Here is a 25,960-nt window from a genome sequence, read left to right as displayed (position 1 = left end):
ACTTCAGCAGTTCAGATACTTCGATCAGGTTATCCATATTAGCCGTAACATCAAATTCTATTTCATTCGTTCCGGCTAAAATAGTTACGCTACCGGGGAATGTTACGTCAGCAACGTCAAGCGTAGCGGCAGAACCTGCGGCTTTGGTGAGTGTAACGGTGATGTCCTGGGTAGAAGTGATACCCGTTGGCAGGATCGCTTTGATCTTCACCACACCGCCTTCTGCTACTGTAGCAGTGGCCGGCGTAAGCATAATCGTTTTATTGGCGTTGGTATTGGTCGCATCCGTAATAGTGATATCAGTTCCCTGCACAGTAAACCCTCCCGTACTGCCGCGCAATTCCAGCATCTCGTTCCCTTCAAGAATATCATCGGCCACTGCACTGATATTTACCTTCGCGGAAGATTGTCCCGCTGCAATATGGATCGTGCCCAATACGCCATGATCTCCTGAACCCGCTGTAGAACCGCTGCCGCTGCTCAATACCACGTCAATATCACTGGCAGATGTAAACCCTTGCAACGACGCCGTGATCTCAGTCGCAGCACCTTCAGCCACCGTCGCAGGATTGGCGGAAAGCTGTATCATCAAACCGGCCGGGTCCGTGTCTTCCACATCCAGCGACACATCGCCGGTAAACGTAAACCCGGTGGCCTGGAACTGCATGTTTAAATGCTCAAGACCTTCCACCACGCCGTCGGACTTCGCATCAAATTCGATCTCTTCAAAAGTAGTTCCCGCGCTGATCGTCGCGCTCAGGGGATAGTTGCCGTTAAAGTCGCCGCTGGCGGTAGTTGTGCCGGCCACCGGCGCCAATGTAATTACAATATCTTCTGTTGTCGTAACGCCGGAAGGCAGCGCTATCCTGTATTTCACCATGTTCCCTTCCGTTACCGTCGAAGGACCGGTTACCACCAGCAAGGTATTGGCCGGAGTTTTCGAACCGTCGGTAATATTCACCCCGACTGTGGCCGTTACCGGATCGTCGAACACGGTGGCGCTGGCAGACAGCTCCAGTTTCTCCGTCGGTTCAAATATATTGTCCGAAGCGGCCTGGAGCATAAAGTCCGTCTCCCCTGCCCCTACCGGGATCTTCACTGGCAACGCATAACTGTAATCGCCGCCCTGGATACCGGCATCGCTGCCGGCGCCCTGCGCCAGGGTAATGGTAATCTCTTCTGAAGTAGTGATGCCGTCGGGCAGTTTCACCACCACTCTCACACCGCTTCCTTCATTCACGCTCGTCGCGTCGGGCACTACGCTGATCTGCCTGTTGAGCGGATTGGCGCTTGTTGCGTCGTTAATGGTAAATGTCAGTCCGTCGAAAGTATAGCCGGTGGCGGTCCCTGTCAGGTTGAGAGTTTCCGCTCTTTCCAGCACACCGTCTTCCGGCGCGGAAATAGTGAAGGTTGCGGAACTGGCTCCCGCTGCAATAACCGCCGGTGAAGTCGTGATGGTATAATCGGCGTCTGATGCGGAGGAACCGCTTCCGGTCTGTACGGTAATACTAATATCTGCCGGTGCAGTGCCTGATTCGAGTGTAGCCGTTACTGTTATCCCTGCACCGCCTTCATCCAGCGTGGTGGGGGTTGCGGTGAAAATGATCTTGTTGCTGACGGCGTCCAGGAGGTTTACCGTTCGGCTGGGCGTCGATAATGTTCCGAGAATATTCGTGTTGGCTAATACTTGTATGCTTTCTGTTTCTGTAATAACATCCGTAAGCGCATCAAGCGTAAAGTCCACGCCATTGTCGCCTGGCTGGATCGTAACTGTAGCCGGCATATTGTAGTCGGCCGTCGTTACGCTGCCAGTAGTAGATGGGCCTGCGCTAAGTGTGATCACAATGGGCTCCTGGCTGCGAACACTCGTGTTACCGAACCTTATCCTCAGTGGCAGCGAATTCCCTTCCGTAAGGTTTGTGGCGGTGGAGGGATCGAATATGACCTTTTTGTTGCCCGATGTCATCGAGGCCCTATCTTTGATCACGAAACTTCCGTCCGCAAACGTGAATCCACTTAGATTGCCAGTCACCACCGCTGTTTCGTCCGCTTCCAATATCCACTGATCAGCGGGTACCTGCAAAGTGAAGTTCGCCGAGCTGTAACCCGCAGGGATCGTCACCTGCAACGGCATCGTTACAAAATCACCGGCATCCGCCGTTGACGTGCCATCCAGCACCAGGTTCACGATGATGTCGCTGGCTGAAGAATAAGACGGGTCAAAACTGATAGTGCCGTTGACCACCTGCACCGTGAGGGGACTTTCCGTGACGGAAGTTGTACCCCCAAAACTGATGGTCAACGTTCTCCCCGCAGGACTATCCTCTATCTCCAGGTAAGAAGACACCATGGTGTACGCGCCATAACTGTCCGTGGCCGTTCCGTCGAAATACCAGAACTCTGTTTCTTCCAGCGTATAGTCTTCAACGAGATTAATATTATAAGTCACCTGCGAGCCATCTGCCGGAATGGTCAGAACAGACGGGAACGGCGTAGCACCGCTGATATCGGAGAAGTCCGCTGTACTGGCGGGATTGGTATAGTCGATATTTATCGCAAGCGGCGCCTCGGTGGTAACACCGGAAGGCAGGCTGGCTGTGATGGTGACAGGTGTGCCTTCAGCAGCTTTCGGAGAGCTGAAGGTGATGATCTTGTTGTCTGGATTAAGATGCGTGGTATCAGTGATAATGATCTCCGTGGTATCGCCCACCGCTTCGCCGCCGATCGTAGCGGTTGCGCCGATCTGCAGACTTTCGTCTCCTTCCAGGATGAGATCGCCGGTAGCAGTTAGTTCGAATTCCGTTTCGTGCTCGTTGGCGAGGATGGTTACCTGCGGCAGCAAGCCGGAGTAATCGCTGGTTTTCGTCGTAGAAGCCACGAGCCTGTTGATATCCACCGTAAGATCGGTCGGAAGCGCCGCACCCGTCATCTTCACTTTTATTTTTGTTTTCTCGCCTTCTTTCAGGGAAGTTTTTTCCGGTTCAATAAATATCCTGTTCTGATCGTCGTCCACGATCGTGTATTCCAGCGAAGAAACCGCTCCCAATTGAAGATGCGGCGCGCAGGTCGGCGCCACCAGCGTAACGGTGAAAGTTTTGTCTACGGTGGACGGCGTGGTATTACCGATGATCTCGATCGGCAGCTCCAGCTGATCGTTTACGTAAGTTCCGGGAGGAATGATGATCTTGTTTTGCAGCACCCGGTAATCGGTGCCTTCCACCGCGGGATGCGTGCCGCTCGGCGTCACCTGGATCTCCAATACCTGCGGCAGGTTAAAAGTAGCATTGGCAAGGTTGAGCTGCAAACCGCTGATAGTATGCGCCGCATCGCCTTCCAATCCCGCGGGGCTGGTAACAGGCGTAAGAGTTACCTGCGCTACTTCCATCGGCATACTGGATGTTGCGTCTTCCAGGTTCGGGTCCATCATATAAAGACTTTGCATTTCAGCCGCATCGAACCCTACTGCCATCTGGCGGGTGGCATGTGCCAGGTTTCCGGGAAAAACGCCATTCACGTCCACCGCCGTATGTACAGTAATACCACTGTTGTCTGGCACGGCTTTGATCATATCGGTGAGAGTATAGCCGTTGGAAAGTTTATCGTTCCTGTATGCTACAGGACCGGCATAATAAGATATGAAGCCCTCGGGTACCGTTTTAAACACATGGGTACCGCTCAGCCCGTCGCAATCGCTGCCGCTTTTCGTGATACCCACCATGCGGGGGATATAACCCGTTCCGCTGGTCCCCCACCAGGGATTTAAGGTGGCGTCCACTTCCAGGTCTTTGAACCCTTTGCCGCAGGTAGCGCCGTCCATCCAGCTGGCCTCGGAAAGATAGAAGTTTATCCAGTACGGCCCGCCGGTAGAGCCGCTGGGTATTCCCTCGTTGCTGCTCAGGTAATAATTGATGAGATAGTAGGATGTTCCCGCCGTATAGACGTATTCTGTTGAAAGGTTATAATCTGCGTTGTTGCCGTTTTTGAATTTGGTCTGCGTAACCACTCTCCAGGGATTGCCTGCGCTGCCGTCGCCCACTACGTCGGAGATATTGCAGGCCTGCAGGTATTTGGGCTCTTTATTTTCGATGGTGCCGCCGAGCTTGCGTTCAAGAATAACATAGGTCCGTAATCCTCCCCTGTCGTACCGGTCCAGCAACGGGTCCAGGCTGAACTGGTCTACGCCGTTGCGGCGCACCATCACGCTGGTATCGGTAATCGTGATGCGGAGGCCGTCGGTAGGCGTTTCGCCGCCAGTGGGGTTGATCACCCTGGAAGGGGCCTGGGCGTTGACCATGTTGCTTAACATCATGAGAATCAGCAACATCGCGGTCGCTTTAAAGCGGAGCTTTTTTATACCCGCAAACAGGGCGCTGTCTTTCTTAGGATAGGATAGGACTAACATAGTAACATTAAAATTTCTTTACATACACACTAGGTATCGGGAAACTGACGTTATACTCCGGAATTTCCCGGTGAGGGAGCCTCGCTTGTCGATAAAAATGCACGGGCGTTGAATGCCTTTTCTCCTTTCTAAAGCCCACCAGGGGCGTGTTTACTTAACCGATGACTCCGAAAAATAATATGTAACAAATTTGGTAATATACCTTACCAATTAGCAAATGTATATTATTTATAATATTAAAGCAAAAAATAATTGTACTTATTTCTCTATATGTAAAAAATAGGGAGATGTGCGGGAAGGGTTCAGAATGAGCGGGGTAAGTTCGCCAATTAGCATTATGTAGAAAGTTAAAATAAAGGTAGATTTGCAAAAATTTATTCGGAATGTCAACATTTGCTAAATCCAAAATTGATTTGAACCTCAAGTACAAAGTTAAAGACATGTCTTTGGCCGAGTGGGGTCGCAAGGAAATACAGCTGGCGGAAGCCGAAATGCCCGGTCTGATGGCGCTGCGTGAAGAATATGGTAAAACCCAGCCGCTGAAAGGCGCGCGTATTGCCGGTTGCCTGCACATGACCATCCAGACTGCCGTACTCATTGAAACACTGGTAGCCCTCGGCGCCGAAGTACAATGGAGCTCCTGCAACATCTTCTCCACGCAGGATCATGCCGCCGCAGCCATCGCCGCAGCAGGCATCCCGGTTTACGCATGGAAAGGCCTCAACGAAGAAGAATTTAACTGGTGCATCGAGCAGACCCTTTTCTTCGGCAGCTACGACCGACCCCTGAACATGATCCTCGACGACGGCGGCGACCTCACCAACATGGTGTTCGACGTTTACCCCGAGCTGATCCAGCACATCAAAGGCCTGAGCGAAGAAACCACCACCGGTGTTCACCGCCTGTACGAAAGAATGAAGAACGGCACCTTACCGATGCCCGCCATCAATATCAACGATTCCGTTACCAAATCCAAGTTCGACAATAAATATGGCTGCCGCGAATCCTGCGTGGACGCCATCCGCCGCGCTACCGACGTAATGATCGCCGGTAAAGTAGCTGTTGTGGCCGGTTTTGGCGACGTAGGCAAAGGCTCCGCCGAATCCCTCGCAGGCGCCGGCGCACGCGTGATCGTTACCGAGATCGACCCCATCTGCGCCCTCCAGGCCGCTATGGAAGGTTATGAAGTAAAGAAAATGGCCGATGCGGTGAAAGAAGCCGACATCATCGTAACCACCACCGGCTGCCGCGACATTATCACCGGCGACCACTTCAAAACCATGAAAGATAAAGCCATCGTGTGCAACATCGGCCACTTCGATATCGAGATCGACGTTGCCTGGCTGAACACCAACTACGGTCATTCCAAAGTGGAGATCAAACCGCAGGTAGACAAATACACCATCGACGGCAAAGACATCATCCTGCTGGCCGAAGGCCGTCTCGTGAACCTGGGTTGCGCCACCGGCCACCCCTCTTTCGTAATGAGCAACTCCTTCACCAACCAAACGCTTGCCCAGCTCGAACTGTGGACCAACTCCGCCGCTTACGAGAACAAAGTGTACGTTCTGCCCAAACACCTGGACGAAAAAGTAGCCCGCCTGCACCTGAAAAAGATCGGTGTGGAACTGGACACTCTTACTTCCGCCCAGTCTTCTTACCTCGGCATTCCCGTGGAAGGCCCCTTCAAACCGGAATACTACCGTTACTGATCCTGACGGTGAATGATACAAAGCAGCGCCCGCAAAGGCGCTGCTTTTTTTTGCGCCGATAATAAGTCTCCAAGCTTATATTGACTTGTTATAAGGCCAGGGGCTTATTTTACATATCATATTATAAGCCTATAGGCTTATATTCGATGATTATAAGTCTTATAGCTTATAATTATGAATTATAAGGTTATAACCTTATATTTGTAACATGAAAACGAATGCCGTTGTCATTACCGGGGATGTGATCCAGTCCTCCCTGCTCGACCCCAAAGAGCGCGGGCGCCTTCAAAAGGCGCTGGAGCAGGCATTTGCCGTCGTCAAAAAGAAAGAAAAAAGTTTTGACGTGGAGCAATACCGGGGAGACAGCTTCCAGGCCGTGATCACGAAAAACCCCGGCGAAGCCCTGCATTTCAGCCTGATGCTGATGGCCATGTTGTGGAAAGAGGATTTTAAAGCAAGACTCGCCATCGGTACCGGCGAAATTTCTTTTAATGCGAAAAAAATAGTTACTTCAGACGGGCCGGCGTTTCAAAACTCCGGTCCATACCTGGACGAACTGAAAAAAAAGAACGGGCTTATCTCCGTGGTCGGCCCCCACCCTGCCGTCAACCAGGAGTGGGAAGTGCACTGCCAGTCGCTCTCCTTCATCATCGAACGGTGGAGCGCCCCGCAGGCGGAAGCCGTGCTGGAACAGCTGAACGGCCTCACGCAGGTGCAGGCCGCGGAAAAACTCAACATCCGCCAGCCCGCCGTTCACCAGCGGCTGCAGGGCGCCGGATGGCAGGTGATACAGCTCGTATTGCGGCGTTTTGAACAACAGGCCCCGTCCATGTTCTAAACCATATCTTTATGCTACTGCTCATCAAATGGCTGTGCGCCCACCTCCTGGGTGATTTTGCGCTGCAAACCACCCGCATCGTTCAACACAAACGCCGCCTCAAGGCCGGCTCCGGTTATCTTTACCTGCATTGCTTCATCCACGGCGCGCTGATCTATGTTTTTACCGCGGAATGGGAACAATGGCTCGCACCTGTAGCCGTTACCGTTAGCCACTTTTTTATCGATCTCTGGAAACTGCACCGGAAAGACAATGCGAAAAATTTCCTCATCGACCAGGGCCTTCACCTGCTGGTGCTTTTACTGCTCTGGCTGCAGGTAACCCATAGCTGGAACGGCGTACTGCCGTACCTCAAAGACATCTGGCAAAATACCCCCTTCTGGGCCGTGGTTATGGGTTACGCCGCCGTGATCTGGCCCGCCGCCTTCCTGCTCGGCTTCGCCACCAAACGCTGGCGCGACCAGATCTCCGATTCCCGCATTCATAACGGCAAAGGCTCCCTCAGCGAGGCCGGCAGATGGATCGGCATATTCGAACGCGTGCTGGTGCTCACTTTCATCATCACCAATCATTACGAAGGCATCGGTTTTCTCATCGCCGCCAAATCCATCCTGCGGTTCAACGACCTGAAAGAGAGCGACAACCGCCGCGAAACCGAATACGTGCTGATCGGCACGCTCATGAGCTTTTCAACTTCCATTTTTATCGGCTCCGTTGTGGCGTTCCTGCTGCAATAGTTGTAATTTTGCGGCATGACCAAGCTGAGTGTTAACATTAACAAGTTTGCCACGCTGCGCAACGCACGCGGCGGCAATCTGCCGGACATTATACAGGTGGCAAAGGACTGCGAACGTTTCGGGGCAGACGGCATTACGGTACATCCCCGGCCAGACGAACGGCACATCCGTTACCAGGACGTGCGGGACCTCAAACCCGTCGTTACCACCGAATTTAACATCGAAGGATACCCTTCCCAAGACTTTATGGACCTGGTGCTGGAAACAAAACCCCATCAGGCCACGCTGGTGCCCGATCCGCCGGGCGTGCTCACTTCCAACAACGGGTGGGACACGGTGCATTACCAGTCTTTCCTCAAAGACGTGATCTCCACCCTCAAAAAAGCCGGCATCCGCGTGTCTATTTTCCTGAACCCGGAAGTGGATAAAGTGGAAGGCGCAAAAACAGCGGGAGCCGACCGCATCGAGCTGTATACCGGCCCTTACGCGGAAGAATACGCGAACGCCCGCACGCAGCCGCAGAACTTCCGCCTGTTCAACGACTATAAAAACACCGCCAAAGCGGCGTCTGCCATCGGCCTGGAGCTAAACGCCGGGCACGACCTGAACCTGGACAATCTCCGTTTTTTCAAGCTGCACATCCCGCAGTTAAAAGAAGTGTCCATCGGCCACGCGCTGGTGTGCGATGCAATCTATTTCGGGCTGGAAAATACCATCCAGCTGTATAAAAGACAGTTGCAGGATTAAACCTCATCATATCAAAAGGGCCGCTTACTACAGCGGCCCTTTTTCTTTTTATGGAAATCTTCTCAGGATTCGTCCAGTTTTTCCCAGGCCGTTTCGTGGTAACGGGTATACAGCAGGTACAGCGCGGCCATCGATATAAGGCCGAAAAGCACTACCATCGACAGGTATATCCAGCCGCTGCCGGTGCCGATGTATCGCAGCCCGAAATGCGCAAAACCGATCGCGCCGGGAATCGCCATGATCAGCAGGCCTCTCAGGAAAGTGCCCGCGCCCTGCTTTACGCTCAGCTGTGAAGAAAAAGGCAGTTTGCGCAGATACACTACCGCAAAAAACAGGTTGATCAGCACCACGTTCACAAAACCCAGCAACAGGTCGGGCAATATCCGCAAGCCCCACACGCTCAGCGAAAACAATACGATCACAATGTAAAACGGCAGGAAAAACTTGAACAGCGTGGCTTTGAAAGCGCCGGTCAATATCTCGCCGGGCGTTTTTACCGGAGCGGCATAATATACCCAGGCCGCCCTGAACTTGTCCGAATACACAATATTGCTGATGGCCGTGATGAACGCGAAACTGCTGATGTAGATCAGCAGGATGAACATGTTCGTTTCCGGAAGTTTGGCCCATGTTTCCGCCGGTGTGCCCTGTTTGCCGTTGAAAAGAAAATACGCGAAATACACGACCACGTAGGCCAGCGAAGGATACACCTTCAGCTTGAACTCCCGGCTGCGGCCGGTGATCATCCACACCAGTTCGAACGACAGCTGTTCCAGCCGGTTTTTGGAAGAAAGACGCGCCAGCGTTTTATAGAACGGTTTTTTGTTCCCGGTGTTTACCGGTGTTACGCGTTTCTTCACCGTGTCGGGCTCGCTGCCGCTGAGCATGCCCAGTTTCCGGTTGAAGCTCGGCGCGAATACTTTCACCACCAGCCAGAGACTGGCAAAAGGCACTAAAATGCTCAATACGATATACGCAATGCTGAACCCGCGGAAATCCAGGCCGGACACGCTGAGCCAGGCCCGGGCGAACCAATACGTGGGCACGAAGTTCACCCAGGCATAATCCGCCAGATTAACCTGCGCCAGCTGCGACTTCTGTACCAGTCTCGGGGCGAGGTAATACGTAGCGAACACGATGATGGAAAAAGCGATCTGGAGATAGTTCAGCAGTTCTTTGAAACGCTCAGGGGTAGTGAGTTTCAGCGCAACAAGATACACAGTGTTGATGAGGAAGATGCAGAAAACGCTTACCAGCATCACCAGCACGCCGAACCACAGCCCCGGCCCGATGCCGTAACGGAAACAGATATACGCAAACGCCGGCAATGCCAGCGGCCCCACGATCTTTGAAATATGCACCATGATGTGCAGTAACCTGCTCACCACTACGGTTTTATCGTTCACCGGCCTGGGCAGTATCACGAAATTGTCTTTCACGTCGATCAGCACGCTCGTAAAATCGGAGATCAGCGTGATGCTCATCATGACCGTAAAAACGCTGAACCACAAAAAGAACTGCAGCACAAGGCTGGTACCGACCGCAAAAATGAACAGGTAAAAAAAGCCCATCAGCAACGATACCAGCACAATGGCCCAGGAACCGTTTTTGCGCGGTTTGTTCTGCGCCTGTTGCCGCATGCCGGTGTAAGCATTGGGTCGGCGGTCGTCCATCTTCAGCTTTACGTCCAGTATCGCGCGTAGTTGCGCGGTGTTTACGCCCATCTTTTCCCAGATCGGGTTAAACAGCGCAATGATATGAAGGAAAAATTTGTTCATCGTTCGTTCCGTTTATTGTCCCAGGGCGTTGATAAATTCATCTACGCCCGCGCCGGACTGCTGTTTGCCGGTAAGCCGCGCGAAGATCTGCTCGAGCGTTTCGTCGCCATGCGCTTTCAGCGAGCTGAAAGTGCCGTCCGCCACAATGCTTCCTTCGTCTATCAGCACGATCCGGTCGCTCACTTTTTCCACCACGTCCATCATATGCGAGCAATAAAAGATCGTTTTATTTTCACGCTTCAGCGCCGTGATGATCTCTTTCACAATGATCACCGCGTTGGCGTCGAGGCCGGAAAGCGGTTCGTCCAGCACCACGATCTGCGGGTTGTGCAGCAGGCCCGACGTGATGAGCACTTTTTGCCGCATGCCTTTGGAAAACGTGTCCATCCGCTGGTCTTTGTTTTCCAGCAGGCCAAACACCTGCAGCATGCGCATTGCGCGCTCTTCGATCAGCTCATCGTCCAGGCCGTAAAGTTTACCGATGAAAGAAAGATATTCCATCGGCGTCAGCACTTCGTATATTTCCGCGTTCTCCGGCACGTAACCGATCATGCTTTTAACGGACAGGATGTCTTCGCGAAGGTCTTTGCCCATAATGCTCACTTCCCCTTCAAAATCGCCGAGCAGGCCGATGAGGATCTTTACGGTGGTGGATTTCCCCGCGCCGTTGGGACCGATATAACCGATGATCTGCCCCGGGTGTATGTCGAGGTTGATGCCTTTCAGCACCTGTTTTTCACCATAATTTTTCCGGAGTTCCCTGATTGAAATAATAGGCTGCATATCTTTTCTGTGTTTATAAAGCATAGGCTTCATCGGGTTTCCAGCCGATGCGCTCTCCGAATTTACCAAATCCCGTCCATTGATTGAGCGGAATGCTGAGGCCAACATGATTAAATGCGATGGAACGCTGGTACCAGCTGCGCGCGTAACGCAGCTGTATCTTCTTCGCCACTACGCCAAGACCAAAAGAAAAACCGCTCAATCCGCCCTGGTCCGGCAGCGACAATTCCCGCCGCCGCAAATGATTGTAACCCGCGGTTACTTCCACGTATTTGCCGATCTCGAACTGTGCGGCCAGCACAAAATGCCGGAAGATGTTGTCCATCGTGCCGCCGTTTCGCCGGATGGTATCGCCGTTTTCGATGATGATATTTTCTTCCGCCGCCGGATCGGCATACCGCACATCGAACTGGTAAATGTGATGAAGCGTGGCGGACAGCTGCAGCGGCACATGTTTCAGCCTTTTGCTCACGCCCGCCTGCAGATCGAACGGCAGGCCTTCGCGCGCGCCCGCGGTATAGCGGGTGAACTGCATGCCCATGTTCTTCGCCAGCAGCCCAGCCTGCCATCCGCTGGCCGTGTCCCTGAATGTTATGCCAACATCGGTGCCTAAACCGGTGGCCCTGAAATCGAGATAGCGCGAACGGATGTATTTGAAACTGATGCCGTACATCCACTTTTCAAGGTATTGGCGCGAAGCGCTTACCTGCCAGTAAAAATCGACGGGCCTGAAATCGCCCAGGATATTCCCCGCCGCATCCGTATGCGTTACATTGCCGTAACCCGTGTATTGAATACTGGTGGCGAAGGTGGTGGCGATGGAAGGCACGTGGTAAGCAAAAGCGAAATTGGAATATTTTACACCGCCCACATACCCGGAATAACCTACCTGCAATTGCGTGTGCATGCCCGGCCTGAGCAGCGCGGGATTCATCAGCCCCAGGCTCAGGTCGCCGCCCTGCTGGCTCACCGTAATGCCGCCCAGCGCGGTGATCTGCGGCGAAGGCGGGAGATCGAGGAACGCAAACGTTTTTCTTCCCCCCAATACCTGGGCGCGGGCATAAGAGGATAATAACAGTAATATAAAAACGTAACGGTATCTCAAGTTGCGATTTTGCGAACGGGAAGTTACGACAATTGCATGCTATTTTACCCGAAAAGCGTAGTCGAACCTTAGTCGAAGGATAGCCGGAAGATAGTCGAACGTTAGTCGAAGATGAAGACGAGGGAAAATAGTATCAAAAAAGAATAAAGCCGCCTTTGCGGGCGGCTTTATTAAAACCCTTAAACAATCAACATGCGCTCACTTTGTGTAAAAGTGAACCGGTTGCATGGCCCGTCAGGATTGACGGGCCGTGCTTCCTATCTTTTTAATAACGCAGTTTCGAGCACTTGGTTCATTTCTTTCACATAATGGAACTTCAGCCCCTTGATATAGTCGGGATTGATGTCCTGGATGTCTTTTTCGTTCTGCCAGCACAGGATCACTTCTTTGATGCCCGCGCGTTTGGCGGCCAGTATTTTTTCCTTGATGCCGCCTACCGGCAGCACCTGCCCGCGCAGGGTAATCTCCCCGGTCATGGCCAGGTAAGGTTTCACGCGGCGGCCGGTGTACGACGAAGCGAGCGCGGTGAGCATGGTAACGCCCGCGCTGGGACCGTCTTTCGGCACTGCGCCTTCCGGAACGTGCACGTGGATGGTCTTTTCACGGAACATTTTCGGGTCGATCTTGTAAGAAGGAGCGTTGGCCTGCAGATAACTGAGGGCCGTCACGGCTGATTCTTTCATCACGTTGCCGAGGTTGCCGGTAAGTTTCAGCTCCCCTTTGCCTTCGCTCAGGCTCGATTCGATGAACAGGATGTCCCCGCCCACGTACGTCCAGGCCAGGCCTACGGCCACGCCGCTCGGGTTGCCGGTTTTGTATATTTCGTTGCTATATTTCTGTTTGCCCAGCGCTTTCGCCACTCTTTCCTCGGAGACCGTGTCTTTCAGTTTCACGCCCATCGCCACGTCTTTGGCGAGAGAGCGCATAATGGCGGCAAATTGCCTGTCCAGCTCGCGCACCCCGCTTTCGCGCGTGTAATCGGCGATCACCTTTTCGATCACTTTGTTGGCGAAGGTGAATTTATAATCGCCGAGGCCGTGCGCGTCTTTTTGTTTCGGCAGCAGGTGCCTTTTGGCGATCTCCACTTTTTCTTCGATGGAATAACCGCTCAGGTCGATGATCTCCAGCCTGTCGCGCAGCGCGATGGGTATCGCGTTGATGTTGTTGGCGGTGGCGATGAAGAGCACTTTGCTCAGGTCGTATTCCAGTTCGAGATAGTTATCGTAGAAAGTGCTGTTCTGCTCGGGATCGAGCACTTCCAGCAATGCGCTGGCCGGGTCTCCGCGGAAGTCGTTGCCGATCTTGTCGATCTCGTCGAGGATCATCACCGGGTTGCCGGATTTTATCTTGCGGATGGTCTGCAAAATGCGGCCGGCCATGGCGCCGATGTATGTTTTACGGTGACCGCGGATCTCGCTCTCGTCGTGCAGCCCGCCGAGGCTGAGCCTGGCGTATTTGCGGCCGATGGCGTTGGCGATGGAGCGGCCCAGCGAGGTTTTACCGATGCCCGGAGGGCCTACGAAACAGAGGATGGGCGATTTCATGTCGCCTTTCAGTTTCAGCACCGCCAGGTATTCCAGAATGCGCTCCTTGATCCTGTCCATGCCGTAATGATCCGCGTCCAGCACTTTTTTTGCTTTCTTCAGGTCGTAGCTGTCCTTGGTAAATTCGTTCCACGGGAGGTCGAGCATAAGATCGAGGTGATTGTACACCACGGAATAATCCGGCGTGCTGGGATGCATGCGCTCCAGTTTCTCGATGCCTTTGGTGAACAGCTCTTTCGCTGCTTCGGGCCATTTTTTCAGTTCGGCTTTGCGCTGCATCTCCTTCACTTCACGGTCGTTGCTGTCTCCGCCCAGTTCTTCCTTGATGCTTTTCATCTGCTGCTGCAGGAAATATTCCCGCTGCTGCTTGTCGAGGTCCGCCTTCGTTTTGTTGTTGATCTTGTTTTTCAGCTCCGCCAGCTGCAGTTCCACCTGCAGCAGTTTCATGAGCAGTTCCGCGCGCACGCGCAGGTTGTTGATCTCGAGCAGCTGTTGTTTGTCTTTCACATCGCTGTTCAGGTTGCTGCTCACAAAGTGGATCAGGAACGGTGCGTTTTCGATGTTCTTGAGTATGATGCTCGCTTCGGAAGGAATGTTGGGTGAAAGCTGGATGATCTGCGCCGCAAGGTCTTTGATGGAAGAAACGTACGCGTCGAACTCGGAATCGTTTTCCTCCACTTCGTCGCTCAGCAACTCGTAAGACGCCTTGAAATAAGGATCTTCCGTAAGGATGCTTTTTATTTTGAACCGTTTGCGGCCCTGGATGATGATGGTGGTGCCGCCGTCCGGCATTTTGATCATTTTCACGATCTTGGCGACAGTGCCTACATCGGAAAGATCGGTAATGCCGGGCTCTTCGATGTTACTGTCTTTTTGCGCTACCACGCCAATCATTTTGTCAGTCTTATACGCGTCGTTCACCGCCTTGATGCTTTTGTCCCTGCCTACGGTAATCGGCAGTACCACGCCGGGAAACAGCACGGTATTGCGCAGCGGCAGCAACGCCAGTTCTTCGGGGATCTTGTCTTCCTCCTGCCCTTCGCCGTCTTCGTTCAAAGGAATAATGGGCATAAACTCCATTTCCTCTTCTGTATTGCCTAAAAAGAAATTATTCATCTGTCAGTTTTAAGTACCGGGACATAATGTCAGTCAATCTCCTCAAAATGCCCCCAATTAAAGAGTATCACTATATAGTCAAATTGGGTGCCATGCTGAAAGATAACAAAAAAGACCGCCCTTTCGGAGCGGTCCTGACCAGTTGTAGGTTCACTTTTTATAATGTGATACCTACACCCAGCTGGATAGATTGGTTCCTCCATTTTTCGGGGGAAGTGGTGTTTTCAAAAGTAACGTCGTTCACGTCGGAAATACCGATCACGTAGCGGGCGCTTATGTTTACGATGGGCAATTGCAGCCAGAGGCCGCCCACCGCGGAAAATTCGCCGGATTTAAAGGCAGATTTCCCTTCTTCGAACACGCTCGTCTTTTTGCTCGTCATAATGCCGAACTGCGGGCCTACCTGTAATTTAAAACGGGGAGAGCCCAGGTCGATATTGGCCAGAACGGGAATGCTGAGGTAATTGAGTTTGGGTTTGTCTTCCTTCAGCTGGTCGATGTTGTATACATCCTCGAACTCGGAAGTCACTTCAGTTTTGGTGGAAGAAAAGATCAATTCGGGCTGGATACCGAAACCTTTCATGAGATTGATCTGTGCGAAACCGCCTAAATGGTAGCCCAGTTTGAAGGCGTCGTCGTAGCCGGTGCCGTCTATTTTACCGAGGTTGGCGCCTCCCTTGATACCGAAACGTAATAACTTTTGGGCGTTGGCAGTGGATACGGTTACACAGGTGATGACTGCTAATGCGAAAAACAGTTTTTTCATACATTGATTGTTTAAGGTTAAGTCCTACTTGTCCTATTTTTTCTTTGATTATGAGTGCTTTCCGTCCATAAGACGCGGGAAACATCCCCGACCCCTACGGATAATACAAAAGTCATGCTAAATAGTTCCCTGATTAACGCGCGTATGCGCCGGATAGTTTGAAGAAAGCGGAGAATAGTGCATAAAGTTATCTGGTCAGAGGGTCAGGCTGACGCTGGCGGTGAAGTAACCGGTAATGGAAGTGTCTTCTCCCTGCAATAATTTGAACACGGTATAGGAAGGCGCGATGGCTACTTTCCCGATGATGTAGGAAGCTCTCACGCCAAAGTCCACCGCGCGCGGCCGGAACGCGCTGCCGTCGCTGAGCGCGGTTTCAACGGGCACATCTTGGTCGGGCCTGCGGCGCCTGCCCCTCCCCTGTTTTTTCGCGATGTTGGAGCGGCTTACGTAACGGAAACTTTTGAGGTTGCTGAAATATTTCGCGGTGCCTGAAGTAAGCGATGCCACGGGCATGAGCAGCACCGCGTCGTTTTTTTTCAGCACGTCGAGAAATATAAAGGGATGGCGTACGTCCACAATGATATTGAAGTCGTTGCCTTTTACGGAAAGCGAGTTCCGGTCGTCCGCCTCAATATATCTCCCCCATCCGAAATCGAAGCTGACGCCCGGTTCCAGCCACCACTTCCGCCAGAAAAAATAAGCGAACAGTTCGTTGGTGATGGGTGTGGGTGGCACGTCGGTGGAATCGCGGTAAAAATATTTCGTGTAAGAGGCGCCGGCCAGGAAGTTGCGGTCTTTCGTATAGTCGTACCCGCCGGAAAGGTCCAATTCGAACCAGGGCCTTTGCGTGGCGCCCAGCATGTAATAGGCGTACGTCGATGCGTAAAGCCCGCTTTTATGATTATAGGAAACGTTGGGCGAAAGAAAGGATTTCATGTTCACCGGCCTGAACGCATCGGTGGTTTTGCCGCCGTACGCCGGATTGTTCCCAAACCCCAGCCCGATCACCCATTCGTTTTTCTGCTGGCGGTTCAGCAGCGAATCGAGCTGCCTTTCCAGGTCGGCGAGATTTTGCAGGTCGGCCGCGCTTTGCCCCACCGCCTGTACAGCAGTGATGAATATAGTCAGGATAACCAGCAGTGGGCTTTTCATTACCTGCAATATAAACAAAGTTTAGGCCAGTTCAATCACGGTGATTTCGGGTAAAATGCCTACCCTGCCGGGGTAACCGAGGAAGCCGAAACCACGGTTGACATACAGCCGTTGTTTGCCGTCCTGGTAAAGACCGGCCCATTGTTTATAAATGTATTGCGCCGGGCTCCATTTGAAGAAAGGTATTTCCAGCCCGAACTGCATGCCGTGGGTATGGCCGGCCAGCATCAGGTCGATGTCGCGGTAATTGGGCCGCACCTGCCCGTCCCAGTGGGTAGGGTCGTGCGACAGCAATATCTTAAAGGGGATCTCTTCGCTGCCGGCGTACGCGGCGGCCAGGTCGCCCTTGCGGGGGAAACGCGGGTTCATGCTCCAGTTTTCCACGCCCAGCAGCGCGATCTTGTCGCCGTTCTTTTCCAGCACGGTATGTTCGTTCATGAGCAATTTCCAGCCCATCTGGCCGTGTATGTTCTTGAGGCGCTCGAGGTTGGCCACTTTCATGGGGCTGTGGCGGTTCTCGTCGTAATCGGGCCAGGGGTAATAATCGCCGTAGTCGTGGTTGCCCAGTGTGGAATAAACGCCCAGCGGGGCCTGCAGCTGGTTGAACACAGCGAGGTATTCGTCCATTTCATCCGCCTTGTCGTTCACCAGGTCGCCGGTGAAGAGGATCAGGTCGGGATTTTGCGCTTTGATCAGCTCGATGCCGCGTACCACGGCGGCTTTATCGGTAAAACTGCCGGAGTGCACGTCGGAGATCTGCACGATCTTCAGCCCTTTGAAAGCGGCGGGCAGGTTGTTGAAGGTGAGGCGTATTTTACGGACGTGATAATTGTATTTGTTGCTGAGCCCGTAGAGCAGCGTGCCGAGCATGGTGCCGCCGAGCAGGAAGCCGGTTTTGAGGAGGAACTGGGAGCGGGTGATGCCCTGTACTTCCCGGTTGCCTTCTGCAATTGCCGCCGCGGGGGCGGAAGTGAATTTTTCGTATACCCACATAACGGCGCGGCGGCCGTCGTCGGCCAGCAGAAACACCACGATGAGCGCTTTGGCGAAAAACAGGCCGAAGGCGAAGGTGAGGTAATAGGAACGGGCTTCCATGAATTTTTCCCAGGGAATGCGGGAGTAAAATATCACGGAGAATATCACGATGGCCGAAGCCAGCCAGTACAAACCGAAGATCAGCACTCTCCATTTGGGGGAGAGGTTGACGAGAAGGGTGCGAAGGGCCATAAACACGTAAGTATCAATGGCAACCATGGCGAGTATCAGTATTAATGACGACAAAATATTAGGTCCCGCTCTCATAAATAGCTATCAGTCAATTGTTTTAAAAAATCCGAACCGCAAATTTACCATAAAGGGGCCGGTTCGGGGTATTCCGGTATGGTTGTAGACGATCATGTGACTGAAAAATTGCAAAACCGGGCGAAAAAAGGCTACTTTTCCCCACTATGGCGGTGTGAATAAATAAATCCGGGGCATGGCCGGTATTTAGGAGATTGGTTGTATTTTTGTCCGATTAGGTTATTATAATTTATAATTGCAATATGAAGTTCACCTACTACGGCCATTCGAGCTTTGCCGTGGAAATCAAGGGCAAAAAGATCGTGTTCGACCCATTTATCACGCATAACGAGCTGGCTAAGTCCATCGATATCAACGCGATAGAGGCGGATTACATTTTTGTGTCCCACGGGCACAGCGATCACGTGGCAGACCTGATGGCGCTGGCGAAACGGACCGGCGCTACGGTGGTGGGGGCTTTTGAGCTGACCGAATGGGTGGGCAAACAGGGGCACGACAAGGTGCACCCGATGAACACGGGCGGCAAGTGGGCCTTTGATTTCGGCGCGGTGAAATGCACCGTGGCGCATCACAGCAGCGGTTTGCCGGACGGAAGTTATGGCGGCAACCCGTTGGGTTTCATATTTATGACCGAGGAAGGAAATTTTTATTATAGCGGCGACACCGCGCTCACGTTCGACATGGAGCTGATCCCCCGCTGGGCGAAGCTGGACTATGCCATCCTGCCGATAGGCGACAACTTTACGATGGGCGTGGAAGACGCGGTGATAGCGGCCGAGTTCGTGGAATGCGGCAAGATCATCGGTGTGCATTACGACACCTTTGGTTATATCAAAATAGACAAAGCGGACGCGGTGCGCCAGTTTGAAGCGGCGGGGCTTACCCTGTTGCTGCCGGCGATCGGAGAAACGATAGACGTGTAATTATTCCTATTATCCTATTCAACCTTAGAATTTAAGACAGAACAATGGCTAGAATCATCGCAATCGCCAATCAGAAAGGGGGCGTGGGAAAAACCACCAGCGCCATCAACCTCGCCAGCAGCCTGGCCGTACTGGAGTATAAAACGCTGCTGGTAGACGCGGACCCGCAGGCCAACAGCACCACGGGGCTGGGCTTCGACCTGCGCAATATCCAGCAGAGCCTGTACGACTGCATGGTAAACGACGTGCAGGCGCGCGACGTGGTACTGGAATCAGACACCCCGAACCTGAAAGTGCTGCCCTCGCATATCGACCTGGTAGGCGCCGAACTGGAGCTGATCAACCACCCCAACAGGGAAAGGGTGATGAAGCAGGTGATAGACCCGATCAAGGATGAATACGACTTCATCATCGTAGACTGCTCCCCTTCCCTCGGCCTCATCACTGTGAACGCCCTGGTGGCCTCTCATTCCGTGATCATCCCCGTGCAATGCGAATTTTTCGCCCTTGAAGGCCTCGGCAAATTGCTTAACACCATCAAGATCGTACAGAGCAGGCTGAATACGGACCTGGAGATCGAAGGCATTTTGATGACGATGTACGACGGCCGCCTGCGCCTGAGCAATCAAGTGGTAGACGAGGTGAAACAACACTTCGAGGAAAGCGTGTTCAACACCATCATCCACCGCAATACCAAGCTGGGCGAAGCGCCGAGCTTCGGCAAATCCGTGATCATGTACGACGCCATGAGCACCGGCGCGATCAACTACCTGAACCTGGCAAAGGAAATATTGCAAAAGCATAACTTTACCAAGATCAAAACAGAAGATAAAATCCTTGCAATAAACGATGACCAATCCGAGTAAGAAAGAGGCGTTGGGGAAAGGCATCCGCTCGCTGTTACAGAACATAGACACAGACCTGAAGCAAACCACCAGCGCTTTGGGCGAACAGGTCGTAGCCCAGGCTACCGGCATCGAGCGGATACCGCTGGACCAGATTGAGATCAATCCCAAACAGCCCCGGCGCGATTTCGACGAGCAGGCTTTACAGGAGCTGAGCCAGTCTATCAAGATTCACGACATCATCCAGCCGGTGACCGTTTCACGGATCGGCAAAAAATACCAGCTTATCGCGGGCGAACGCCGCTTCAGGGCCAGCAAAATGGCGGGCCTGAAAGACATTCCGGCATACGTTCGCCAGGCAAACGACCAGGAGCTGCTCGAACTGGCGCTGCTGGAAAACCTCCAGCGCGAAAACCTGAACGCCATTGAGATCGGCCTCAGCTATAAACGCCTGATGGAAGAGATCGACCTCACCCAGGAACAGGTGGCCGAACGCATGGGCAAAGAACGCAGCACCGTTACCAACTACATCCGCCTGCTGAAACTCCCGCCAGACATCCAGGTGGCGGTACGCAACAACAAACTCAGCATGGGCCACGCTCGTACCCTTATCGGCGTCGAAAACGTGGAAAAACAACTTTTCATTTTCGGAGAGATCATGAAAAACGGGCTTTCCGTGCGCCAGACCGAAGAACTGGTGCGGAAAGTGAACCATATAGACAAAGGCAACTCGAAAAAACCGGTAAAAAGCAGCCTGCCGCCCGCTTACCAGAAGATCCAGGACAACTTGGCCTCTCATTTCGCCACCAAAGTTCACCTGGACAGGAGCAAACAAGGCAAAGGCAGCATCAATATCGAGTTTTATTCAGACGAGGAACTGGACGCAATCCTTGAAAAATTATCATTATACGGTGAGAAATAGATCAGGGTACCTGGTATACTTTCTTTTGTGCCTGTTTCTTTTACCCGCCATCGACAGCCATGCGCAGAAGGATACGACAGTGAACCCCCAGCTGAGGGATTCCCTGCTGCGCCGCAACGCCGTGGCTGAAAAAGACACTACGCAGGCCACCGCCCGGGCAATTTCCCCGGCAGACACCCTTCTCGCCAATTACAAGTCCCTGCACAGCCCGCGCAAAGCCGCTTTTTATTCCGCTGTGCTCCCCGGCCTCGGCCAGATCTACAACCGCGAATACTGGAAAGTACCGCTCGTATACGCCGCACTCGGCATCAGCACCGGCTTTTTTATCGGCAACATGGACCTGTACCGCGAATACCGCGACGCCTATCGCGTACGCGTCGCCAACCAGAACAACCCGGACTTCCAGGATAAATACCCGCGGTATACAGACAGCGACCTCCGCCTGCTCCGCGACGGCTATCGCCAGTACGTCGATTATTCCGTGCTGGTATTCGTAGCGGCTTACGCGCTCAATATCGTGGATGCCACGGTGTTTGCGCATTTGCGGCAGTTCGACATCAGCGACGACCTCAGCATGCGCGTGAGCCCCCGCATGATCAACAACCGCACGCTCGGCATCGGGGTCAGCATTTCTCTCAGCCCCCGCAAAAACAAACCGCAGGGTATTGCAATCAGATAAACACCTTATTACACAGATATGAAAATAGCATTGATCGGATACGGTAAAATGGGCAAAGCCATCGAAGCCATCGCCCAGGGCCGCGGGCACGAAGTGATTCACCGCATAGACATCAACAGCCCCGAACTGCTGGAAAAAGACCAGCTGTCCAAAGCAGACGTTGCCATCGAGTTCACCACGCCCGAAACCGCTTACCACAACATCCTCAAATGTTTCGACGCAGGTGTGCCCGTTATATGCGGCACCACCGGCTGGCTCGAAAAACTCCCGGAAGTGAAAGCGCAATGCCTCGAAAAACACCAGGCTTTCCTCTACGCCAGTAACTTCAGCATCGGCGTGAACATATTTTTTGAGCTGAACCGCCGCCTGGCCGAACTGATGGCGCCCCAGCCGCAGTACAACGTGCACATGGAAGAGATCCATCACACGCAGAAAAAAGACGCGCCCAGCGGTACCGCCATCACCCTGGCGGAGCAGATCGTAGACGCGCTGCCGGGCAAAAAATCCTGGGTGAACGAACATACCTCCAATCCCGAAGAACTGTTCATCGAAAGCCGCCGGGTAGACCCCGCGCCGGGCACGCACATCGTGAACTATCATTCCCCGATCGACGATATCACCATCATCCATACCGCACACTCCCGCGAAGGTTTTGCCGCCGGCGCCGTAACGGCCGCGGAGTGGCTGAAAGGGAAAAAAGGCATCTTTACGATGAAGGACGTGCTGAGCCTGTAACAGCCGCGAAAACGGCAGCTTTTTGTTATATTTGTGTTTTGGGAGTGCAATAAACAATAAGGAGCATCAACGAATATGTTGTCTAAAAAAACACAATATGCGTTCCACGCATTAATTTACCTGGCGGAAAATGTAGACAAAGGCCCCATATTGATCTCGGAGATCGCGGCGGAGAAAAGCATTTCCATTAAATTTTTGGAAAACATCCTCCTGGAGCTGAAGAACGCCGGTATCCTGGGAAGCAAAAAAGGCAAAGGCGGGGGGTATTACCTCATGCGCACACCCAAAGAAATACCTTTGGCGCGCATCATCCGTTTGCTGGACGGGCCCATCGCCCTCCTGCCCTGCGTGAGCCTCAACTATTACGAACGCTGCGAGAACTGCAAAGACGAAGCGATCTGCGGCCTTCACGAGGTAATGAGCCGGGTAAGGGACGCCACCCTTAAACTATTGGAAAACAAGTCCCTCAAAGATATTCTGACCAGGGATTAACATCGTTATATGGGTTTATAAGCAGGGAAAGGCCGTGGGTCTTTCCCTTTTTTTTGTTAATGAAACGCCGCATCCCCGCCGCCGGATGTTAATGAAGCACAGTGAAAAAATACTTATAACTAGGTATTGTACAGCGTTCGCCTCTCCGATAACTTTGTGTATAACAACGTACTAGGTACTGATTACACCTGGAAAACAAGTTACCAGGTATACCTGTTGCAATGGAAATAGCGGCATTGCCCCTACCCTTGTTAACGCGTATACTTTCCCATCGCATTTCAGAGAGTTTGATGATAAAAACGTTCCCCAGGAAAGTTGCAAGAGCCTTGGATTCCAAGGCTCTTCCTTTATTTAGCTGATTTTCAATCAAGTACGTTTTTTCAGCTTTTTCGCCCACACAAAGATTTTTTCCCACACTTGTCATTTTAGTCTATCTTTTTTATAGGATTTATGTATTTTTGCTGTCAGGCAACGAGAGGAAGCATTATGAAAGATTTAGCAGGGCTGGTGGCCCAACAAAAGGATATTGCAGCAGGAATACGCGTATTGACAGAAGAATTTCCCGGCGCAGTCGCTTTTTCCACTTCATTTGGTCAGGAAGACCAGGTACTGGCAGACATCATCTGGCGGAACCAGCTGCCCGTTCGCGTATTTACGCTGGACACAGGCCGTCTCTTCCAGGAAACCTACGACCTGATGGACCTCACCCTCGCCCGCTACAAACAGCATTTCGAAGTGTACTTCCCGGAAACATCGGCCGTAGAAGCCCTGGTAAAGGAAAAAGGCGCCAACAGTTTTTATGAATCCGTCGATAACCGCAAGGAATGCTGTTACATCCGTAAAGTAGTGCCCCTCAACCGCGCACTGCATGGCACGAAAGTCTGGATAACCGGGCTGCGCGCCGAACAGAGCGAAAACCGCCAGGATATGCCAGCGCTGGAGTGGGATGAAAGCAGGCAGTTGTGGAAATACAACCCGCTCATCCAATGGACGTACGAAGACATGATCGCATACCTGAAAGAAAATAACGTGCCTTATAATAAACTGCACGACAAAGGTTTTATCAGCATCGGCTGCGCACCCTGCACCCGTGCCATAGAACCGGGAGAACACCCACGCGCCGGCCGCTGGTGGTGGGAAACTTCGAAAAAAGAATGCGGTTTACACAGCAGTTGATCAAGTTTAATAGCAAGATAATGAGTAGTATTCAATGGCAATTCCCGCGGGCCCTGGAAGATGAAGCGATCTACATCCTCCGCGAAACCGCTGCGCAGTTTGAAAAGCCCGCCATCCTTTTTTCCGGCGGCAAAGACTCTATCACCCTCGTACGCCTGGCCCAGAAAGCCTTTCACCCGGGTAAGATCCCTTTTCCGTTATTGCATGTAGACACCGGCCATAACTTCCCCGAAACCATCCAGTTCCGCGACTGGCTCGTGGAAACCCTCGGCCTCGAGCTGATCGTGCGTAATGTGCAGGACAGCATCGACCAGGGAAAAGTGAAAGAAGAAACCGGCAAATACGCTTCCCGCAACGCCCTTCAAACCGTTACCCTTCTCGATGCCATCGAAGAGCTGAAATTCGACGCCTGCATCGGCGGAGCCCGCCGCGATGAAGAAAAAGCCCGCGCCAAGGAAAGGATCTTTTCCGTGCGCGACGAGTTCGGCAGCTGGAACGCCAAAATTCAGCGCCCCGAACTGTTCGACCATCTCAACGGCCGGATCCATATCGGTGAGAACGTGCGCGTATTCCCCATTTCCAACTGGACGGAGCTGGACGTATGGAATTACATCCGCGAAGAAAAACTCGCCATCCCTTCCATCTATTTCTCCCACGAACGCGAGATCATCGAGCGCGACGGGATGTACTGGCCTTATTCCGAATTCCTCAATACCACCGAGGAAGAAGTGCCTTTCCGTTCGAAAGTGCGCTTCCGCACGGTGGGCGATATGACCTGTACCGCGGCCGTGTTGTCTGAAGCAGACAAGCTGGAAGACATCATCACCGAGATACTCGCCGCCAAGATCTCCGAAAGAGGCGCCAGGATCGACGACAAACGTTCCGAAGCCGCGATGGAAAAACGCAAACAGGCCGGTTATTTTTAATCACGAACAACGAATTTTTCAACATGGACGTTTTACGTATAACCACCTCCGGTAGTGTGGACGATGGCAAAAGCACCCTTATCGGGCGCCTCCTGTTCGATACCAAATCCATCACGCAGGACAAAATGGAAGCCCTCACGGCTGCCAGCAAACGCAAAGGGCTCGATTTCACCGATCTCTCCCTGCTGACGGACGGCCTCATCGCCGAACGCGAACAGGGCATCACTATCGACGTGGCGCACATTTATTTCTCCACGCCCAACCGCAAATACATTATCGCCGATACGCCCGGCCACTTTGAATATACCCGCAACATGGTTACCGGCGCTTCCACCGCCCAGGTGTCGCTCATCCTCATCGATGCGCGCAAAGGCATCGTGGAGCAAACCTACCGTCACTTCTTCATCGCGTGCATGCTGCGTATCCCCCACCTGGTGGTGTGCATCAACAAAATGGACCTGGTGGATTACGACGAGGCGCGCTACAACCAGATCACGGAAGATTTCCAGCAGCTGCTGAAAGGTTCTTTTTATGAAGGAAAAGACGTGCAGATCGTTCCCATGTCCAGCCTCTACGGCGAAAACGTGGTGAACAGCACCGACAAGATCTCCTGGTACAAAGGCCAGCCCCTGCTGGATTACCTGGAAAAGATCACCTTCGATGCAGACGATCACGAACACCCTTCCCGCTTCCCCGTGCAATACGTGATACGCCCGAAAAACGAGCAGTACCACGACTTCCGCGGCTTTGCAGGCAAGGTGTCCAGCGGCAGCTTCCATGTTGGCGAAGAAATCGTATCGCTGCACAACGGGCAGCGCAGCAAGATCAAATCCATCGAAAAATTCGAGCAGCAGCTGCCATCCGCACATGCGGGAGACAGCGTGGTGATCACCCTCGAAGACGAGATCGATATCAGCCGCGGCAACCTGCTGGCCACACCGGGCAACGTCCCCGAAGGCCGCAAGGAAATTACCGCGCAGATTTGCTGGATGGACCAGCAGAAACTGATGCCCGGTAAAACCTACCTGCTCCAGCACGGCGCCAACCGCATCAAAGCCAAAGTGCAGCAGATACTGGGCGTTACCGAGGTAACCACCAACCGCACCGAAACCAAAACGGAAATGGGCCTCAACGATATCGGGCGCATCTCCCTCAAAACCGCCCAGCCCGTGTTCGCCGATGTTTACGCAATAAACCCGGCAAACGGCACGTTCATTTTGGTGGACGAGTTCAGCAACTCCACCGTGGCAATAGGTTTCGTGGAATAACAAAGGACCATC

The 25,960-nt window shown here is 52.8% G+C and carries 21 protein-coding genes; 13 read left to right on the top strand and 8 right to left on the bottom strand.

Going from position 1 to position 25,960, the window contains the following annotated elements; translation table 11 throughout:
* A partial coding sequence (locus J7I43_RS24560) for a Calx-beta domain-containing protein (protein ID WP_209148686.1) occupies nt 1-4,324 on the bottom strand: 4,324 nt, incomplete at its 3' end.
* Nucleotides 4,325-4,785: 461 nt separating this feature from the next.
* On the opposite strand from J7I43_RS24560, the gene ahcY reads away from it, so the two are divergent.
* From ahcY to J7I43_RS24540, 4 genes are all read left to right on the top strand, one after another.
* Nucleotides 4,786-6,114 carry an adenosylhomocysteinase gene (gene ahcY, locus J7I43_RS24555; protein WP_209148685.1) on the top strand — a complete coding sequence of 443 codons (1,329 nt, stop codon included), beginning with the start codon at nt 4,786-4,788 and terminating at the stop codon, nt 6,112-6,114.
* 208 nt (nt 6,115-6,322) lie between these two features.
* Nucleotides 6,323-6,952, top strand: a complete 630-nt coding sequence (locus J7I43_RS24550; RefSeq protein ID WP_209148684.1) for a SatD family protein — start codon at nt 6,323-6,325, stop codon at nt 6,950-6,952.
* Between the two features lie 11 nt (nt 6,953-6,963).
* Nucleotides 6,964-7,689, top strand: a complete 726-nt coding sequence (locus J7I43_RS24545; RefSeq protein ID WP_209148683.1) for a DUF3307 domain-containing protein — start codon at nt 6,964-6,966, stop codon at nt 7,687-7,689.
* A gap of 15 nt (nt 7,690-7,704) precedes the next feature.
* Nucleotides 7,705-8,436: a pyridoxine 5'-phosphate synthase gene (locus J7I43_RS24540; protein WP_209148682.1), complete on the top strand. Its 732-nt coding sequence runs from the start codon at nt 7,705-7,707 to the stop codon at nt 8,434-8,436.
* 62 nt (nt 8,437-8,498) lie between these two features.
* On the opposite strand, the gene J7I43_RS24535 is transcribed toward J7I43_RS24540, so the two are convergent.
* The 7 genes from J7I43_RS24535 to J7I43_RS24505 all read right to left on the bottom strand — a co-directional run bounded on the left by J7I43_RS24535 (nt 8,499) and on the right by J7I43_RS24505 (nt 17,961).
* Nucleotides 8,499-10,214 (bottom strand): hypothetical protein, encoded by a 1,716-nt coding sequence (locus J7I43_RS24535; protein WP_209148681.1) that lies wholly within the window; start codon nt 10,212-10,214, stop codon nt 8,499-8,501.
* A gap of 12 nt (nt 10,215-10,226) precedes the next feature.
* Nucleotides 10,227-10,997 (bottom strand): ABC transporter ATP-binding protein, encoded by a 771-nt coding sequence (locus J7I43_RS24530; RefSeq protein ID WP_209148680.1) that lies wholly within the window; start codon nt 10,995-10,997, stop codon nt 10,227-10,229.
* A gap of 13 nt (nt 10,998-11,010) precedes the next feature.
* A complete protein-coding gene (gene porQ, locus J7I43_RS24525) occupies nt 11,011-12,102 on the bottom strand; it encodes a type IX secretion system protein PorQ (RefSeq protein WP_209148679.1) in 1,092 nt (363 codons plus the stop codon).
* A gap of 257 nt (nt 12,103-12,359) precedes the next feature.
* A complete protein-coding gene (gene lon / locus J7I43_RS24520; RefSeq protein WP_209148678.1) occupies nt 12,360-14,762 on the bottom strand; it encodes an endopeptidase La in 2,403 nt (800 codons plus the stop codon).
* Between the two features lie 157 nt (nt 14,763-14,919).
* Nucleotides 14,920-15,528, bottom strand: a complete 609-nt coding sequence (locus tag J7I43_RS24515; RefSeq protein WP_209148677.1) for a porin family protein — start codon at nt 15,526-15,528, stop codon at nt 14,920-14,922.
* A 195-nt stretch (nt 15,529-15,723) separates the two neighbouring features.
* Nucleotides 15,724-16,680 carry a hypothetical protein gene (locus J7I43_RS24510; RefSeq protein ID WP_209148675.1) on the bottom strand — a complete coding sequence of 319 codons (957 nt, stop codon included), beginning with the start codon at nt 16,678-16,680 and terminating at the stop codon, nt 15,724-15,726.
* Between the two features lie 21 nt (nt 16,681-16,701).
* Nucleotides 16,702-17,961 (bottom strand): metallophosphoesterase, encoded by a 1,260-nt coding sequence (locus J7I43_RS24505; RefSeq protein WP_209148674.1) that lies wholly within the window; start codon nt 17,959-17,961, stop codon nt 16,702-16,704.
* Between the two features lie 263 nt (nt 17,962-18,224).
* Between J7I43_RS24505 and J7I43_RS24500 the strand changes: the two genes are divergently transcribed.
* The 9 genes from J7I43_RS24500 to J7I43_RS24460 all read left to right on the top strand — a co-directional run bounded on the left by J7I43_RS24500 (nt 18,225) and on the right by J7I43_RS24460 (nt 25,948).
* A complete protein-coding gene (locus tag J7I43_RS24500) occupies nt 18,225-18,905 on the top strand; it encodes a metal-dependent hydrolase (RefSeq protein WP_209148672.1) in 681 nt (226 codons plus the stop codon).
* Nucleotides 18,906-18,949: 44 nt separating this feature from the next.
* On the top strand, nt 18,950-19,771 hold the full coding sequence (locus tag J7I43_RS24495) for a ParA family protein (RefSeq protein WP_209148670.1): 822 nt from the start codon (nt 18,950-18,952) through the stop codon (nt 19,769-19,771).
* Nucleotides 19,755-20,672, top strand: a complete 918-nt coding sequence (locus tag J7I43_RS24490; protein ID WP_209148669.1) for a ParB/RepB/Spo0J family partition protein — start codon at nt 19,755-19,757, stop codon at nt 20,670-20,672. The genes J7I43_RS24495 and J7I43_RS24490 overlap by 17 nt, the downstream gene beginning before the upstream one ends.
* Nucleotides 20,662-21,351: a DUF5683 domain-containing protein gene (locus J7I43_RS24485; RefSeq protein ID WP_209148668.1), complete on the top strand. Its 690-nt coding sequence runs from the start codon at nt 20,662-20,664 to the stop codon at nt 21,349-21,351. Before J7I43_RS24490 ends, J7I43_RS24485 begins: the two co-directional genes overlap by 11 nt.
* 18 nt (nt 21,352-21,369) lie before the next feature.
* Complete coding sequence (gene dapB / locus J7I43_RS24480; protein WP_209148665.1) at nt 21,370-22,086, top strand: 4-hydroxy-tetrahydrodipicolinate reductase; 717 nt, start codon at nt 21,370-21,372, stop codon at nt 22,084-22,086.
* A 75-nt stretch (nt 22,087-22,161) separates the two neighbouring features.
* On the top strand, nt 22,162-22,578 hold the full coding sequence (locus J7I43_RS24475) for an RrF2 family transcriptional regulator (RefSeq protein ID WP_209148663.1): 417 nt from the start codon (nt 22,162-22,164) through the stop codon (nt 22,576-22,578).
* Nucleotides 22,579-23,064: 486 nt separating this feature from the next.
* Complete coding sequence (locus J7I43_RS24470; RefSeq protein ID WP_209148661.1) at nt 23,065-23,754, top strand: phosphoadenylyl-sulfate reductase; 690 nt, start codon at nt 23,065-23,067, stop codon at nt 23,752-23,754.
* Between the two features lie 20 nt (nt 23,755-23,774).
* The gene (gene cysD / locus J7I43_RS24465; protein WP_209148659.1) at nt 23,775-24,680 is read left to right on the top strand and encodes a sulfate adenylyltransferase subunit CysD; all 906 of its coding nucleotides are present in this window, start codon (nt 23,775-23,777) and stop codon (nt 24,678-24,680) included.
* 23 nt (nt 24,681-24,703) lie between these two features.
* Nucleotides 24,704-25,948 carry a sulfate adenylyltransferase subunit 1 gene (locus J7I43_RS24460; protein WP_209148658.1) on the top strand — a complete coding sequence of 415 codons (1,245 nt, stop codon included), beginning with the start codon at nt 24,704-24,706 and terminating at the stop codon, nt 25,946-25,948.
* Nucleotides 25,949-25,960 lie beyond the last annotated feature (12 nt).

Origin of the sequence: Chitinophaga chungangae (genome assembly GCF_017742215.1) — a bacterium.
Lineage (GTDB): Bacteria > Bacteroidota > Bacteroidia > Chitinophagales > Chitinophagaceae > Chitinophaga > Chitinophaga chungangae.
This window is presented reverse-complemented; position numbering and strand designations above follow the sequence as displayed.